Source organism: Streptomyces sp. P9-A4 (assembly GCF_036634195.1).
Classification (GTDB): Bacteria; Actinomycetota; Actinomycetes; order Streptomycetales; family Streptomycetaceae; genus Streptomyces.
Genome location: NZ_JAZIFY010000001.1, coordinates 1,414,384 through 1,429,099, shown reverse-complemented (window position 1 = coordinate 1,429,099; position 14,716 = coordinate 1,414,384). Strand labels below are relative to the sequence as shown.

The 14,716-nt window shown below is 72.8% G+C and carries 13 protein-coding genes; 10 read left to right on the top strand and 3 right to left on the bottom strand.

The window, feature by feature from the left end; all coding sequences use genetic code 11:
- The first annotated feature begins 246 nt into the window (after positions 1 to 246).
- Positions 247 to 1,983: an MFS transporter gene (locus V4Y03_RS06375; RefSeq protein ID WP_332434291.1), complete on the top strand. Its 1,737-nt coding sequence runs from the start codon at positions 247 to 249 to the stop codon at positions 1,981 to 1,983.
- Between the two features lie 44 nt (positions 1,984 to 2,027).
- Here the strand turns inward: V4Y03_RS06375 and V4Y03_RS06370 are convergent, their stop codons facing one another.
- Entirely contained in the window at positions 2,028 to 2,462 is a 435-nt protein-coding gene (locus tag V4Y03_RS06370) for a cell division protein SepF (RefSeq protein ID WP_317877600.1), read from the bottom strand.
- A gap of 323 nt (positions 2,463 to 2,785) precedes the next feature.
- Here V4Y03_RS06370 and V4Y03_RS06365 point away from each other — a divergent pair, with 323 nt between their 5' ends.
- Positions 2,786 to 4,075 carry a DUF5685 family protein gene (locus V4Y03_RS06365; RefSeq protein ID WP_332434290.1) on the top strand — a complete coding sequence of 430 codons (1,290 nt, stop codon included), beginning with the start codon at positions 2,786 to 2,788 and terminating at the stop codon, positions 4,073 to 4,075.
- A 38-nt stretch (positions 4,076 to 4,113) separates the two neighbouring features.
- Here the strand turns inward: V4Y03_RS06365 and V4Y03_RS06360 are convergent, their stop codons facing one another.
- Together V4Y03_RS06360 and V4Y03_RS06355 are read right to left on the bottom strand one after the other, a co-directional pair.
- Complete coding sequence (locus V4Y03_RS06360) at positions 4,114 to 5,082, bottom strand: ABC transporter substrate-binding protein (RefSeq protein WP_332434289.1); 969 nt, start codon at positions 5,080 to 5,082, stop codon at positions 4,114 to 4,116.
- Entirely contained in the window at positions 5,079 to 5,558 is a 480-nt protein-coding gene (locus V4Y03_RS06355) for a GNAT family N-acetyltransferase (RefSeq protein WP_332434288.1), read from the bottom strand. The genes V4Y03_RS06360 and V4Y03_RS06355 overlap by 4 nt, the downstream gene beginning before the upstream one ends.
- 418 nt (positions 5,559 to 5,976) lie before the next feature.
- Between V4Y03_RS06355 and V4Y03_RS06350 the strand changes: the two genes are divergently transcribed.
- From V4Y03_RS06350 to V4Y03_RS06315, 8 genes are all read left to right on the top strand, one after another.
- A complete protein-coding gene (locus V4Y03_RS06350) occupies positions 5,977 to 6,828 on the top strand; it encodes an amino acid ABC transporter permease (RefSeq protein WP_317876659.1) in 852 nt (283 codons plus the stop codon).
- Complete coding sequence (locus V4Y03_RS06345; RefSeq protein ID WP_332434287.1) at positions 6,825 to 8,645, top strand: FAD/NAD(P)-binding protein; 1,821 nt, start codon at positions 6,825 to 6,827, stop codon at positions 8,643 to 8,645. Before V4Y03_RS06350 ends, V4Y03_RS06345 begins: the two co-directional genes overlap by 4 nt.
- Positions 8,646 to 8,709: 64 nt before the next feature.
- Entirely contained in the window at positions 8,710 to 9,612 is a 903-nt protein-coding gene (locus V4Y03_RS06340) for an amino acid ABC transporter permease (RefSeq protein WP_332434286.1), read from the top strand.
- A complete protein-coding gene (locus V4Y03_RS06335) occupies positions 9,609 to 10,409 on the top strand; it encodes an amino acid ABC transporter ATP-binding protein (protein WP_332434285.1) in 801 nt (266 codons plus the stop codon). The genes V4Y03_RS06340 and V4Y03_RS06335 overlap by 4 nt, the downstream gene beginning before the upstream one ends.
- Positions 10,410 to 10,456: 47 nt before the next feature.
- Positions 10,457 to 11,431, top strand: a complete 975-nt coding sequence (locus V4Y03_RS06330; protein WP_317876663.1) for an ABC transporter substrate-binding protein — start codon at positions 10,457 to 10,459, stop codon at positions 11,429 to 11,431.
- A 154-nt stretch (positions 11,432 to 11,585) separates the two neighbouring features.
- On the top strand, positions 11,586 to 12,611 hold the full coding sequence (locus V4Y03_RS06325) for an LLM class flavin-dependent oxidoreductase (protein WP_332434284.1): 1,026 nt from the start codon (positions 11,586 to 11,588) through the stop codon (positions 12,609 to 12,611).
- Complete coding sequence (locus tag V4Y03_RS06320) at positions 12,608 to 13,909, top strand: NtaA/DmoA family FMN-dependent monooxygenase (RefSeq protein ID WP_332434283.1); 1,302 nt, start codon at positions 12,608 to 12,610, stop codon at positions 13,907 to 13,909. Before V4Y03_RS06325 ends, V4Y03_RS06320 begins: the two co-directional genes overlap by 4 nt.
- A 5-nt stretch (positions 13,910 to 13,914) precedes the next feature.
- The gene (locus V4Y03_RS06315) at positions 13,915 to 14,703 is read left to right on the top strand and encodes a DUF1684 domain-containing protein (protein ID WP_317876666.1); all 789 of its coding nucleotides are present in this window, start codon (positions 13,915 to 13,917) and stop codon (positions 14,701 to 14,703) included.
- Positions 14,704 to 14,716: the final 13 nt, after the last annotated feature.

The window sequence follows — 14,716 nt, the reverse complement described above, 5'->3', positions numbered from 1 at the left end:
GAATGTTTGAACGCAGCGGAAAAGCTTCAAACGCATGTCCGTACGGAATTCCATGCGACGCGCGGCTCGACCCGAGTGGCGTACGCCACACCACGAGGCCCGCCGGGGTGAGAGCTGCACCACGCGCTCGACGCTTGAACTCGCGTACGCTGACGGCTCACTCGCCCTTCGATGCCGGGCCGCCCCAGGGCCATATCCCCTGGTCGGGGCCTGCCGGGGGCGAGAGCTTCACTGGGAGGTACGTACATGTCGCGGACGAACACGGCCCCAGCACGACCGCCCGCCGCCACCGGCGACGGAGCCAACCGCTGGGTCGTCCTCGTCGTCCTCTGCGTCAGTCTTCTCCTGGTCGCCCTCGACGCGACCATCCTCCATGTCGCCGTCCCCTCGCTCACCGAGGACCTGCGCCCCAGCTCCACCGCGCTGCTCTGGATCGTCGACGCCTACCCCCTGGTCTGCGCGTCGCTGCTGATCCTCTTCGGCACCCTCGGCGACCGGGTCGGCAGACGGCGGATCCTCCTCCTCGGCTACGGGCTGTTCGGCATCGCCTCGGCGGTCGCCGCGCTCGCCACCGAACCCTCGGTCCTCATCGCGGCCCGCGCGCTGCTCGGCGTCGGCGGCGCCATGATCATGCCCGCCACGCTCTCCATCCTCCGCGCGGTCTTCCCCGACCGCCGGGAGCGGGCCACCGCGATCGGCGTCTGGACCGCCACCGCCGCGATCGGGGCCGCCACCGGACCGGTGCTCGGCGGCTTCCTCGTCGAGAACTACTGGTGGGGCTCCGTCTTCCTCATCAACATCCCGCTGATGGCGATGATCCTCCCGCTCGGCCGCCGCCTCCTCCCCGAGTCCCGGGGAGCCGCCGACGGCCCCTGGGACGTCCTCGGCGCGCTCATGGCGGCGGCCGGAGTGCTGGGCTGCGTCCTCGGGGTCAAGCGCGCCGGGGCCGGCGACCCGCTGCTCGCCCTCCCGACCGCCGGGCCGCTGCTGATCGGCGCCGCGCTCCTCGTCCTCTTCGTACGGCGGCAGAAGCGGCGCCCGCACCCGCTGATCGACATGGGGCTCTTCTCCCGGGCCGCCTTCACCACCTCGGTCGGCTGCATCGTCATCGGCATGCTCGCCCTGGTCGGCCTGGAGCTCATCGCCGTCCAGTACCTCCAGCTGGTCCTCGGCCTCAGCCCGCTGGAGACCGGGCTGAGACTGCTCCCGCTCACCTTCGCCGCGATGGCCGCCGGCGCCACCGGCTCGTACACCCTGCGCCGGATCGGACCCCGCCGGATGGTCGGCTGGGGCTTCGTCCTCACCGCCGCCGCCGTGCTGCTGCTCGTCCTCATGGGGGAGCACGACCGGCCGATGCTGCTCACGGTGGGCTTCGTCCTGCTCGGCTTCGGCCTGCAGACCACGCTCTTCTCGGCGTACGAGTCGATGCTCAGCGAGGCGCCGGCGCGGAGCGCGGGGGGCGCGGCGGCGATCGGCGAGACCTCGTACCAGCTGGGCGCGGGCATGGGCATCGCGCTGCTCGGCAGTGTGATGAACGCGGCGTACGCCCCCGGGCTGGCCTCGGTCCCCGGGGTGCCCGCCGAGGCGAGCCGGGCCGCCGCGAACTCGCTGGGCGAGGCGTACCAGGTCGCCGGCCAGATCGGCGGCACGGCGGGTGAGGCCCTGCACCAGGCCGCCCGGCACGCCTTCGTGAACGGGCTGCACATCACGCTCTGCGTGAGCGCGGGACTGCTGCTCCTGGGCGCGGTGATGGCCCGGCGGCTGCCCCGGGTGATGGAGTGCCCGGCGGTGGACCCGGACGGGGCGGAGGCGACGGAGGCGGTCCCGGCGGCGGAGACGCTGGAGACGGCGGTGGTTCCGGCGGTGGTGCGGCCCTCCGTGGAGGCTCCCGGACGCCTGATGCCCGTGGAGTCCGCCGAGCCGCGGGTGCCCGCGACCCGGGAAGCGATCGAGTCGGCCGGCTCGGGGCGTCCGGCGCACTGACCCGATCCCTCGGGTGGGTGCCCCGGCCGGGCCGGGGGACCCGCTCAGCTCTGGTTGAAGAATCCGTCCTGGCGGCGCCGGCCCGTCTCGCCCGTGACGATCTGGGTGTCGGCCGGGGTCAGCAGGAAGACCCGCGTCGCCACGCGCTCGATCGAACCGCGCAGGCCGAAGGCGAGACCGGCGGCGAAGTCGACCACGCGCTTGGCGTCGTTCCCCTCCATCGCGGTCAGGTTCACGATCACCGGGACGCCGTCCCGGAAGAGCTCGCCGATGCCGCGGGCGTCCCGGAAGCCGTCCGGGGAGACGGTGGCGATCCGGCGGCCCCGATCCTCGGCGGTGTCCGTGGCCACCCGGACCCGGGGGTCCGTCACCCAGGCGTCGCCGCCCTCGGCACCGTCGGCGTACTCGTCGTCGTAGTAACGCTCGTCGTTGTCCTCGACGAGTCCCAGCCAGGCACTGGCCTTGCGCACCGATCCCATGGACGCCTCCTTTCAGCGCGGTCACTTGTGGTTCCGCAATCCCTATCGTCCTTCATGATGCGGATCGCGCGCCAAGTGGATAGTCGGCGCGCAGGGGATTCGTGACGGTACTGGTGCAGAACGTGAGCACCGTTTGCTGGCGATTCGTCAGGAAACTTGCGGTATGCGGGGCCTGAAGGAGGGCCATGCAGATGAAAATATGAAAGTCGTGCCGGAAGGGTGACGATGGGCGCGTACGGGTGAACGAACCCGCTCGCTACGATGCCGCGAGGCCGCCCGCCGGCCACGGAAATCGGCCAGACCCACGACTCACGGGGGAGTCCTTGTTCGGAATCGTCAGACCCTGCACCCATCGGCTCACCGACGGCCTGAAGGTCGAGTGGATGGCGCACCTCTGCGGCCTCTGCCTGGCACTTCGCGCCGACCACGGGCAGTTCGCCCGCGTCGTCACCAACTACGACGGGCTCATCGTCTCGGTCCTGACGGAGGCTCAGACCGGCACCGTGGCGGGCGGTCGCCGCACCGCGGGCCCCTGTCCGCTGCGTGGTATGCGGACCGCGCCCGTGGCCCAGGGGGAGGGCGCCCGGCTCGCCGCCGCCGTCTCGCTCGTCCTCGCCTCGGCGAAGGTGCGGGACCACGTCGCCGACCGGGACGGCCTGTTGGCGCGCCGGCCGGTCGCCGTGGCGGCCCGCCGCGTCGCCCGCTCCTGGGACCGGGCCGGTGCCAGGACCGGCCGCGCCCTCGGCTTCGACACCGCCGTCCTCGTCGACGCCGTCGACCGCCAGACCGGCATCGAGACCCTCGCGGGACTCGGCACCCCCCTGCTCACCGTCACCGAGCCGACCGAGACGGCGACCGCGGCCGCCTTCGCGCACACCGCCGTCCTCGCCGGCCGCCCCGGGAACGCGGCGCCGCTCGCCGAGGCCGGCCGGCTCTTCGGCCGGCTCGCCCACCTCCTCGACGCCGTCGAGGACCAGAACGCCGACGCGGCCGCCGGCGCCTGGAACCCGCTCACCGCGACCGGCACCTCCCGCGAGGAGGCCCGCCGGCTCGCCGACGACGCCCTGCACGGTATACGCCTCGCCCTGAAGGACGCCGAGTTCACCGACGGTAAGCTGGTCCACGTCCTCCTCGCCCATGAACTCCGCACCTCGGTCGACCGCGCCTTCGGCACGACGAGCTGTTCGCACGGAGCGCCGGGTGCGGGACAGGGACCGGTGCACGCCCATGGGCCGGGCAACCCGTACGCCCCCCAGGGTCCGGGACCCGTCCCCGGCAACCCGTACGCCCCCGGCCCCGGGGGTCCCGGCGGCCCGGGCGGTCCCTGGGCTCCCGGTCCCGGTGGACCCGGGGGCGGCGGCCCGCTCCCGCCCGGACCGCCGAACCGGCGCGGGCTGATCGCCGGATGCGCCCTCTGGGTCGGCCTGGCCTGCACCTGCCAGATGTGCTGCGGCACCTTCGAGGACCCCTGGAACCGTCAGCGGCGCGAGGGCCTCTGCCAGCAGTGCGACCCCGGCAACTGCTGCGACTGCTGTGACTGCTGCAGCAACTGCTCCTCCTGCTGCGAGGGGGACGGTTGTTGCGGGGGCTGCGACTGCGGCTGCGACTGCTGACGCCCCCGTCGGAGTTCCGTCGGCCGGAGCCCCCGCCGCTACTTCGTCGGCGCCGGGATCTCCGGCGGGGAGATCTCCGACTTCGCGATGCCCGAGCCCGTCACCCCCCACTTCCGGAGGATGCGGTCGTACGTCCCGTCCGTCTTCAGGCCGTTCACCGCGGCCTGGAAGGCGGGCGCGAGCGGGGTGCCCTTCCGGAACGCGAAGCCGACGTCGAGCCGCCGGTACTCGTTGAGGAACTTCACGTTCTTCTGCTGGGTCACCGCGTACCGCACACCGTTGATGGTGTTCATCACGACATCGCTGCGGCCCTGCTGGAGCGACATCCAGATCGCCCCGGTCTCGCTGTAGACGTTCACCTCGTACGGCGGCCTTCCGGCCTCCGCGCACCGGCCCTTGTTCTCCTCCAGGGTCCGTTCGAAGGTGGTGCCCGCGTTCACCGCCACCTTCAGTCCGCACAGCTGCGTCAGGTCGGTGACCGCCTTCAGCGAGCTGTCCGCCCGGCTCGCGAAGCCCTGGCCGTCGTTGACGTACGTCACGAAGTCGATGGCCTTGCGCCGCTCCTCCGTCACCCCGAAGTTCCCGGTGCCCACGTCGTACTTGCCGCTGCCCAGCGCCGGCAGGATCGCCTCGAAGCCGACCACCTCGCGCCGCACCTCAAGACCGAGGGCCTTCGCCACGGCCGCGGCGAAGTCGGCGTCCACCCCCACCACCGACCTCCCGTCAGCGAGATACGCCGAGCTGGGCGGGGTCCCGACCGAGGCGGCGAGGGTGAAGCTCCCCCGCTGCCTGACCTCGGCGGGCAGCAGCTTCGCCGCCGCCTCGTTCTTCCTGACCGCCGACACCACGTCCTCGGTCGGCAGCGCGCCCTTCGCCACGCCCGCCGCCCCGGCCGGGGCCGTCGCGGGCTCACCCCCGGCGCAGGCGGTGAGCGTGAGCGCGGCGGCGGTGATCAGCGCGAAGCCGAGGGTCGTGCGGGCGGTGCCGGAACGCGTACGCGTACTCATGGTCTCGGGGTCTCCAGGAATTTCTCGAACGGCAGCGGGCCGATCGACTCGGGGTCGGCGGACACGTCGAAGAGCGGGCGGTAGCCGCTCGCCAGATAGAGGCCCTTGGCCTCCGGCTGGCGCGGTCCGGTCGTCAGATAGAGGCGGGAGTAGCCGCGGGCGGCGGCCTCCCGTTCGAGCACGGTGAGGACCCGGCGGGCGAGGCCGCGCCTGCGGTGCGCCGAGTGGGTCCAGATCCGCTTCAGCTCGGCGGTCCGCTCGTCGTAGCGGCGGTACGCGCCGCCCGCCACGGGCCGGCCCTGCTCCAGGAGGAGCAGGAAGGCGCCGTGCGGCGGGGCGAACTCCGCCGCCGGATAGCGGCTCAGATCGTGCGCGGAGCCGTACCGGGTCGTGTACTCGTGCGCCAGCTCATCGAGGAGCGGGCGCGCCAGGGGGTCGGTGGTCGTGGTCCGGTGCACGGACAACGCGAAGGTCATGACGGTCCTTCAGGACGAAGGAGACACAGGGGAAGCGGGGCAGGGCGAGGGGAGGGGAGAGCTCAGGCACCCACGAGGGGACCGGATGTGAAGGCGCCGCGGAAAACAGCACGCGGGCAGGGTGCAACGGGCAGAGCGGGAGGTCGGCTCAACAGGAAGAGGACCACACGCGACCGAAGTCGATGTGGGAGCGCGTGACCAGCTGCTGCGGATGCATGGCCCCAGTGGAACAGGCATCCGTTCCCGCGTCAACCGCGATGAGACGTACGGCTCACAGTGCGGACACCCTTGACAGCGGGGCGTGTTGACCGCATAGCCTCGAAGGGCGGATCGGGCTGAGGGGCCAGGGTCCGCGGCTCAGCGTGTGAAGGCGCACCCCCGTGTTCGATCCGCCCTCTGGCATCCACGGAGCGTCCGCATGTCCGCGACCCTCGTCAAAGCCCCCTCCACGGCCCCGCCGGCCGCACCGACACCCCTCCGGGTCGTCCCCGCCCGCCGCATCGGGCAGTGGACCACCGCGGCCCTCGTCCTCGCCCTGCTCGCGCTCGGCCTCGTCTCGGTCGTCCGCAACAAGGCCTTCCAATGGGACGTCGTCGCGCAGTACTTCACCTCCGCGTCCGTCCTGCGCGGCCTCGGGCTCACCCTGTGGCTGACCGCCCTCGTGATGGCCCTGGGCTTCGTCCTCGGCACCCTGCTCGCCGTGCTCAGACTCTCCGCCAACCCCGTGCTACGGGCGGTGAGCTGGGGATACGTCTGGTTCTTCAGATCCACCCCGATCCTGGTCCAGCTGCTGTTCTGGTTCAACATCGGGGCGCTCTACCCGCAGATCCTCGGCGTGAACACGGTCAACCTCCTCGGCCCCGTCTCCGTCGCCGTCATCGGCCTCACCCTGCACGAGGCCGCCTACGCCGCCGAGGTCGTGCGCGGCGGCATCCTCTCCGTCGACCGGGGCCAGATCGAGGCCGCCCAGTCCCTCGGCCTCGGCCGGTGGCGCCGGCTCTCCCGGATCGTGCTGCCCCAGGCCATGCGCGCCATCGTCCCGCCCGCGGGGAACATGCTGATCGGCACCCTCAAGGGCACCTCGATCGTCTCCGTCATCGCGGTCCAGGACCTGCTCTACTCGACCCAGCTCGTCTACCACCGCACGTACGAGATCATCCCGCTGCTCCTGGTCGCCACCCTCTGGTACGTCGCCGTCACCTCGGTCCTCGGCCTCGGCCAGCACTACGTCGAGCGGCACTACGCCCGCGGAACGGCCGGTGCGCGATGAGCCGCCGCCCCTCGATCGTGATAGTCGGCGCCGGACCGCGCGGGACCGGCCTCCTCGAACGGCTCGCCGCCAACCTGCCCGAGCTGTACGGCGACGCCCCCCTCGACATCCACCTCGTCGACCCGCACCCGGCGGGACCCGGCCGCATCTGGCGCACCGAGCAGTCCCCGCTGCTCTGGATGAACTCCCGCGCCGGGGACGTCACGATGTTCACCGACGAGACCGTGGACCTGGCGGGACCCGTCCGCCCGGGACCCACCCTCGCCGCCTGGGCCGGCATCGACGGCCGCGCCTTCCCCACCCGCCCCCAGCAGGGCGCCTATCTGCGCTGGGTGTACGAGCGGGCCCGCGACGCACTGCCCCCCTCCGTCACCGTCCACGAACACCGCACCACCGCCCTGCGGATCGGCGGCCCCCGCGAGGGACACCAGCGGGTCTGGCTGGACGGCGAGGCCGTGCCGCTCCTCGCCGACCTCGTGGTCCTCACCGTCGGCCACGTCGACGCCCGGCCGGACGCCGAGCAGCGGGACCTGGCCGAGTTCGCCGCCCGCCACCGGCTCGTCCACCTGCCGCCCGACTTCACCGCCGACACCGACCTGGACGCCCTGCCCGCAGGCGAACCCGTCCTCGTCCGGGGCTTCGGCCTCGCCTTCGTCGACCTGATGGTGCTGCTCACCGAGGGCCGCGGCGGCCGGTACGAGGGCGAGGGCGACGCACTCGTCTACGTGCCCTCGGGCAAGGAGCCCGTGCTGCACGTCGGCTCGCGGCGGGGAGTCCCGTACCACTCCAAGATCGGCTACGAGCTCGACGGCGAACGGCCCCCGCTGCCCCGCTTCTTCGGCCCCGAGCAGACCGGCGCCCTGCTCGCCCGCGGCGGGCCGGTCGACTTCCGCCGCGACGTGTGGCCGCTCATCGACAAGGAACTCGGCTGGGCCCACTACCACCGGCTCTTCTCCACCCACCCCGAGCGGACCGCCCTCGCCTGGGAGGACTTCGAGCGGGCCTACGAGGCGGCGCCGCCGCGCGGGGCCGAACTCGCCGCGGTCGTCGCCGCCGCCGTCCCCGACCCCGCCGACCGGCTCGACCTGGACGCCCTCGACCACCCCCTGGACGGCCTCCGCTACGAATCCGCCGAAGCCCTCCAGCACGGTCTGCGCGACTACATCACCGAGGACCTGGCCCGCCGCCACGACCCCGCCCACAGCTCCGACGCCGCCGTCTTCGCAGGGCTGCTCTCCGTCTACGGCCAGCTCCTGCGCCTCGGCAAGCACGTCGACCCCGGCGCCTGGTGGCACGGCTTCTTCAGCTACCTCGCCTCCGGACCGCCCGGCCCCCGGCTGCGCCGGCTCCTCGCGCTCTCCCGGGCCGGCGTCGTCCGCTTCCTCGGTCCGCGGATCACCGTCGAGACCGACGAGGAACGCGGCCTCTTCCGGGCCGCGTCCGCCGCCGTACCGGGGGAGTGGACCGAGGCCCGCGCCCTCGTCGAGGCCCGCATCCCCGACCCCACCCTCGAACACACCGGCAGCCCGCTGCTGCGCGGCCTGTACGAGGAGGGGATCCGCGCCACCGCCGGCGGCCGCCTCGTCGTCGACCCCGTCGACGGCCGGCTCCTGGAGCACGACGGACGCCCCCACCCCCGCCGCTTCGCCCTCGGACCGCACACCAGCGTCCGCACCGACAGCGCCTTCACCCGGCCCCGTACCGGCGGAATCGTCTTCCGGCAGAACGACATCACGGCACGGGCCGCGCTGGGCTTCCTGCGCGCCCCGGAGTGTCGGCCCCCGGCCCTGCCGGGCGCCCTGACCCCCGCGTCGTAGCTCCGGCCCGGCACCTCCCGCGCCGCGTCTCCCGCTCCCCCCGAGTCCCTTCCGAGGAACCGCCATGTCTCTCACCAGCGATCCGCCCGCCACCCGCCCGGTCGGGAAGGAACCCGCCGCCCCGCCCCTGCCGCCGGCACCGGCCGATCCGGTGGTCGTCCCCGTGCGCCACCCCTGGCGCTGGGTGGCCGTCGTCGTCACCGCCGTCCTGCTCGTCCAGTTCGCCCACGGGCTGGTCACCAACCCCGGCTGGGAATGGGGCGTCTTCGCCGCCTTCTTCACCACCGAGACGGTCCTCCGGGCCGTCTGGGTCACCCTCCAGCTCACCTTCTACGGCACCGCGCTCGGCTTCGCGATCGGCATCGTGCTCGCCTTCATGCGCCTCTCCGCCAGCCCGTTCCTGCGGTCGGTCGCCTTCGGCTACATCTGGGCCTTCCGCTCCATCCCGCTCATCGTCCAGCTGCTCTTCTGGTTCAACCTCGCCTACCTCTACAAGGAACTGAGCATCGGCGTCCCCTTCGGGCCGAGCTTCCTCAGCTTCGACACCATGGGCCTGGTCGGCGAGATGAGCGCGGCCGTCCTCGGCCTCGCCCTGCACCAGGCGGCCTACGCGGCGGAGATCGTCCGCGGCGGTGTACTCGCCGTGGACGGGGGCCAGTCGGAGGCGGCGGCCTCCCTCGGCATCCCGAGGCTCCGGCAGGTCCGGCGGATCGTGCTCCCGCAGGCGATGCGCTCGATCCTGCCCAACGCCGCCAACGAGATCATCTCGCTCTTCAAGGGCACCTCGATCGTCTCCGTCATGGCGATCGGCGAACTCTTCTACCAGGTCCAGGTCGTCTACGGCCGCAACGGGCGGGTCGTCCCGCTGCTGATGGTCGCCACCGCCTGGTACGTCCTGCTCACCACCGCGCTCTCCGTCGTCCAGCACTACGTCGAACGCCACTACGCGAAGGGGAGCGTCCGATGAGCTCCGTCACCACCGCCCCGGCCGATCCGGCCACCACCACCGCCAAGGTCGAGATCCGGTCCGTCCACAAGCACTTCGGCGCGCTCCACGTCCTGCGCGGCATCGACCTCGACGTCCGGGCCGGCGAGGTCACCGTCGTCCTCGGCCCCTCCGGCTCCGGCAAGTCCACCCTGCTGCGGACCATCAACCACCTGGAGAAGGTCGACAGCGGCACCGTCAGCGTCGACGGCACCCTCGTCGGCTACCGCCGCTCCGGGAACAAGCTGTACGAGCTGCGCGAGCGGGACATCCTCAAGCAGCGCACCCGGATCGGCTTCGTCTTCCAGAACTTCCACCTCTTCCCGCACCTCACGGTCCTGGAGAACATCGTCGAGGCCCCCGTCTCGGCGCTCAGGCGCCGCCGCGAGGACGCCGAGGCCGCGGCCCTGAAGCTGCTGACCCGCGTCGGACTGGCCGACAAGGCGCGGGCGTACCCCAAGCAGCTCTCCGGCGGACAGCAGCAGCGGGTCGCCATCGCCCGCGCGCTCGCCCTCGAACCCGGCCTGCTGCTCTTCGACGAGCCGACCTCCGCGCTCGACCCGGAACTCGTCGGCGAGGTCCTCGACGTCATCAAGGACCTGGCCGCCTCCGGCACCACCATGATCGTCGTCACCCATGAGATCGGCTTCGCCCGCGAGGTGGCCGACACGGTGGTCTTCATGGACGAGGGCCGGATCGTCGAACAGGGCCCGCCGGCCGAGGTCCTCGACCGGCCGCGCCACGAACGCACCCGCGCCTTCCTCTCCAAGGTCCTCTGACCCCCTCTCTCCGTCTCTCCCTCTCTCTCGTGCACAGGAGTACCGCCATGAAGACCCGTCGCACCGTCCTCACCGCCCTCGCCTCGCTCACCGCCCTCGGGGTCCTCACCGCCTGCGGCGCGGGTGACGCCGCCGTCAACGAGATCAAGCCGGAGGGCCAGAAGGACACCGGCATCAACGTGGGCCCGGACCAGAAGCGCGTCCGCACCGCCGCCGTCGACGCCATCGCCGGCAAGCTTCCCGAGGCCGTCCGCAAGAGAGGCACCCTGATCCTCGGCGTCTCCGCCAAGAGCAACCCGCCGCTCACCTTCCGCGCCACCGACGACAAGACGCTGATCGGCGTCGAACTCGACCTGGCCGTCCTCGTCGCCGACACCCTCGGGCTGAAGCCCCAGTTCGAGCCGGTCTCCTGGGAGAACCTCTTCGTCGGCCTGGACAGCGGCAAGTTCGACGCCGTCTTCTCCAACGTCACCGTCACCGAGGAGCGCAAGGACAAGTACGACTTCGCCACCTACCGCCTCGACGACCTCGCCTTCGAGGCGAAGAAGGGCTCCGGCTGGACGGTGAAGGGCCCCGAGGACGTGTCGGGCAAGCGGATCGCGGTCGGCTCGGGCACCAACCAGGAGAAGATCCTCGTCGACTGGTCCCGGCAGAACGAGAAGGCCGGCCGCAAGGGCGTCGACATCAAGTACTACGACAACACCACCGACTACTACCTCGCCCTCCAGTCGGGCCGGATCGACGGCTACCTCGGCCCCAACCCCTCCGTCGCCCACCACGTGAACTCCGCCGGACAGACCGAGTCCGTCGGGAAGTTCTCCGGAGCGGGCGCCGGACTCCAGGGCAAGATCGCGGCCACCACGAAGAAGGACAGCGGCCTCGTCGCCGCCTACGCGGCGGCGATCGACCACCTCGTCGAGAACGGCACCTACGCCCAGGTCCTCAAGCGCTGGGGCCTGAGCACCGAGGCCGTGACGAAGTCGGAGATCAACCCGCCCGGCCTGCCCCGCACCGAGAACTGACCCTCTCCGGGCTGCCCGTACCGAGAACTGACCCTCTCCGGTCCGTCCCGCGCCGAGAACCGACCACCCCGGCCTGCCCCGCACCGAGAACTGCCCCTCTCCGGCTGCCCGTACCGAGAACCGACCCGCCCTCACCTGCTTCGAGAGAGACCGCATGACCACCAGCACCCGGCCACTCCACCTCGCCGCCGAGCTCGCCCCGGGCTCCGGCGGGGCCGAGCCCGGCCCGGACACCACCGCCCGTACGGTCGCCCTCGCCCGGCTCGCCGACACGGCCGCGCTCGACTTCCTCACCCACGACGACTCCTTCGGCCGGCCCGGCCTCGACGCGCTCGCCGTCCTCGCCCGGGTCGCCCCCGAGACCCGCTCCGTCGGCCTCGTACCGACCGTGACCACCACCCACACCGAGCCCTTCCACGTCCAGGCCGCCGTCGCCACCCTCGACTGGGTGAGCCGGGGCCGGGCGGGCTGGCGGATCGAGGTCTCCCCGACCGGGGCCGAGGCCCGGCTCTTCGGCCGCAGGCCGGCCCCGCCGACCGCCGAGCTGTGGCAGGAGGCGGGCGAGGTCGCCGAGGTCTCCCGGAAGCTGTGGGACAGCTGGGAGGACGACGCCGAGATACGGGACGTGGCGACCGGCCGGTTCGTCGACCGCCGCAAGCTCCACCACGTGGACTTCCAGGGCGCGACCTTCTCGGTCAAGGGCCCCTCGATCGTCCCCCGGCCCCCGCAGGGCAACCCGGTGACCGTCGTCGACGCCACCCGCCCGGCCGCCCGGGACACCGCCGCCCGCCACGCCGACGTGGTCCTGATCCGCGCCTCCTCCGCCGAGGAGGCCGCCGCCCTCCGCGCCGAACTGCGGGAGGGGGCCCGCGCCCACGGCCGGGACCCCGGGCAGCTGCGCGTCCTGCTCTCGGAGACCGTCGACCTCGACGCGTACGAGGGCGGGCCGGGGGCGCTCGCCGAGCTGATCGCCGGCTGGCACGGCGGCGGCGCGGTCGACGGCTTCCACCTCGTGCCGGCCGTCCCCGAACGGGACCTGGAGCGGTTCACCGGCGACACCGTGCGCCGGCTCGTGGACCGGGGCCTCTTCCGTACGGCCCACGAGGGAACCACCCTCCGCGACCATCTGGGACTCGCCCGGCCGGTCAGCCAGTACGCGACGACGGGAGCGACCGCATGAGCCGGGACAGGAAGCAGATCCACCTCGCCGCGCACTTCCCCGGCGTCAACTCCACCACCGTCTGGGCCGATCCGTGCTCCGGTTCGCAGATCGACTTCTCCTCCTTCGAGCACCTGGCCAGGACCGCCGAGCGCGGCCTGTTCGACTTCTTCTTCCTGGCCGAGGGGCTGCGGCTGCGCGAGCACGCGGGGCGGGTCCACGACCTGGACGTCGTCGGCCGGCCCGAGTCGATCACCGTCCTCAACGCGCTCGCGGCCGTCACCGACCGGCTCGGTCTGGCCGCCACGGTCAACGCCACCTTCAACGAACCGTACGAACTGGCCCGCCGGCTCGCCTCGCTCGACCACCTCAGCGCGGGCCGGGCCGCCTGGAACGTCGTCACCTCCTCGGACGCCTTCACCGGCGAGAACTTCCGCCGCGGCGGCTATCTGGACCGCGCCGACCGGTACACCCGGGCCGCCGAGTTCCTCGCCACCGCCCGCGAGCTGTGGGACTCCTGGACCCCGGACGGCGAGCGGCGGCCCTTCGCGCACAGCGGGCCGCAGTTCGGGATCGAGGGCGTGTTCACCGTCCCGCGCTCCCCGCAGGGGCACCCGGTCGTCATCCAGGCCGGGGACTCCGCCGAGGGCCGGGAGTTCGCCGCCTCGGGCGCCGACGTGATCTTCACCCGCCATTCGACCCTGGAGGCGGGCCGGGACTTCTACGCCGACGTCAAGGGGCGGCTCGCCCGGTACGGGAGGCGGCCCGGCGACCTGAAGATCATGCCGGGCGTGACGTACGTCCTCGGGGACACCGACGCCGAGGCGCGGGAGCATGCCGCCGAGATCCGTCGGCAGCAGGTCTCCCCGCAGAACGCGATCCTCGCCCTGGAGCAGATCTGGGGCCGCGACCTGTCCGGCCACGACCCCGACGGACCGCTCCCGGAGATCGACCCCGACCCCGAATCGGCGCTGGTCCAGGGCCGGGTGAGGGTCGCCGACCCGGTGGCGGTGGCCCGGAGGTGGCGGGCGCTCTCCGAGGCCAAGGGGCTGTCGATCCGTCAGACGGTCATCGAGTCCTCCAGCCGCCAGTCCTTCGTCGGCAGCCCGGCGACGGTGGCGGCGGCCCTGGAGGAGTTCGTCGCCGAGGACGCCGCCGACGGCTTCATCCTGGTCCCGCACCTCACCCCGGGCGGCCTCGACGGCTTCGTCGACCGGGTCGTCCCACTGCTCCAGGAGCGCGGGGTCTTCCGTACGGAGTACTCGGGCACGACGCTGCGGTCGCACCTCGGGCTTCCCGGGCCCGTATGGAAGGGTTGAGCACCATGAGTACGGATCACCGGCAGGACTGGCAGCACTGGCACGAACAGCGGGAGGCCGCGGTCTCCTCCTCGTACGGCCCGCTCTCCCTCACGGGCACCCACTGGCTCTCGGACTACCCGGAGGGGCGAATTCCGGCCGTTCCGGGGGAGTGGCGGGAGGACGGTGACGAGGTGCTCCTCAGTGCCCGCGCCGAGGACGGGGTCACCGTCGACGGCAAGCCCCTCGCCGGCACGGTCGGGCTCGGCGCCGACCACGGCCCGATCCACGAGTCCCGGGTCGAGTCGGCGGGCCGGCGGCTCGTGGTGCTGCGGCGGGAAGGGCACTGGGCGGTACGGGACTTCGACCCCGGCTCCGAGGCCCGCGCCGCCTTCCGGGGCATCGAGGCCACCCCGTACGACGAGCGCTGGGTGGTGCCCGGCGTCTACCGCCCGTACGGGGAGACCCGCAGCGTGCGGGTGGAGAACGCCGACGGCGTCGAGCGCGGCCTCGGGCTGGCCGGAGAGCTGGTCTTCGAGCTGCACGGCGGCGAGCACACCCTCCAGGTGGCCGTCGAGGAGGACGGCTCGCTGTGGGCGGTCTTCGCGGACGCCACCAGCGGCCGGGACAGCTACCGCTTCCGGTTCCTGCGCCCGGCGGCCCCGGCGGCGGACGGTTCGGTGACCGTGGATCTCAACCGCGCGCTGCTGCCCCCGTGCGCCTTCGCGGACCACTTCATCTGTCCCTTCCCGCCCCCGGGGAACACGCTCGACACCGCCGTGGCGGCGGGGGAGCGGCTGCTGCTCCCCTCCTGACCTGGGACGCGGT

Bases quoted from the DNA above. Each gene is read 5' to 3' on its own strand.
- V4Y03_RS06375 (WP_332434291.1), top strand. From the start codon at position 247: ATGTCGCGGACGAACACGGCCCCAGCACGACCGCCCGCCGCCACCGGC.
- V4Y03_RS06370 (WP_317877600.1), bottom strand. From the start codon at position 2,462: ATGGGATCGGTGCGCAAGGCCAGTGCCTGGCTGGGACTCGTCGAGGAC.
- V4Y03_RS06360 (WP_332434289.1), bottom strand. From the start codon at position 5,082: ATGAGTACGCGTACGCGTTCCGGCACCGCCCGCACGACCCTCGGCTTC.
- V4Y03_RS06355 (WP_332434288.1), bottom strand. From the start codon at position 5,558: ATGACCTTCGCGTTGTCCGTGCACCGGACCACGACCACCGACCCCCTG.
- V4Y03_RS06350 (WP_317876659.1), top strand. From the start codon at position 5,977: ATGTCCGCGACCCTCGTCAAAGCCCCCTCCACGGCCCCGCCGGCCGCA.
- V4Y03_RS06345 (WP_332434287.1), top strand. From the start codon at position 6,825: ATGAGCCGCCGCCCCTCGATCGTGATAGTCGGCGCCGGACCGCGCGGG.
- V4Y03_RS06340 (WP_332434286.1), top strand. From the start codon at position 8,710: ATGTCTCTCACCAGCGATCCGCCCGCCACCCGCCCGGTCGGGAAGGAA.
- V4Y03_RS06335 (WP_332434285.1), top strand. From the start codon at position 9,609: ATGAGCTCCGTCACCACCGCCCCGGCCGATCCGGCCACCACCACCGCC.
- V4Y03_RS06330 (WP_317876663.1), top strand. From the start codon at position 10,457: ATGAAGACCCGTCGCACCGTCCTCACCGCCCTCGCCTCGCTCACCGCC.
- V4Y03_RS06325 (WP_332434284.1), top strand. From the start codon at position 11,586: ATGACCACCAGCACCCGGCCACTCCACCTCGCCGCCGAGCTCGCCCCG.
- V4Y03_RS06320 (WP_332434283.1), top strand. From the start codon at position 12,608: ATGAGCCGGGACAGGAAGCAGATCCACCTCGCCGCGCACTTCCCCGGC.
- V4Y03_RS06315 (WP_317876666.1), top strand. From the start codon at position 13,915: ATGAGTACGGATCACCGGCAGGACTGGCAGCACTGGCACGAACAGCGG.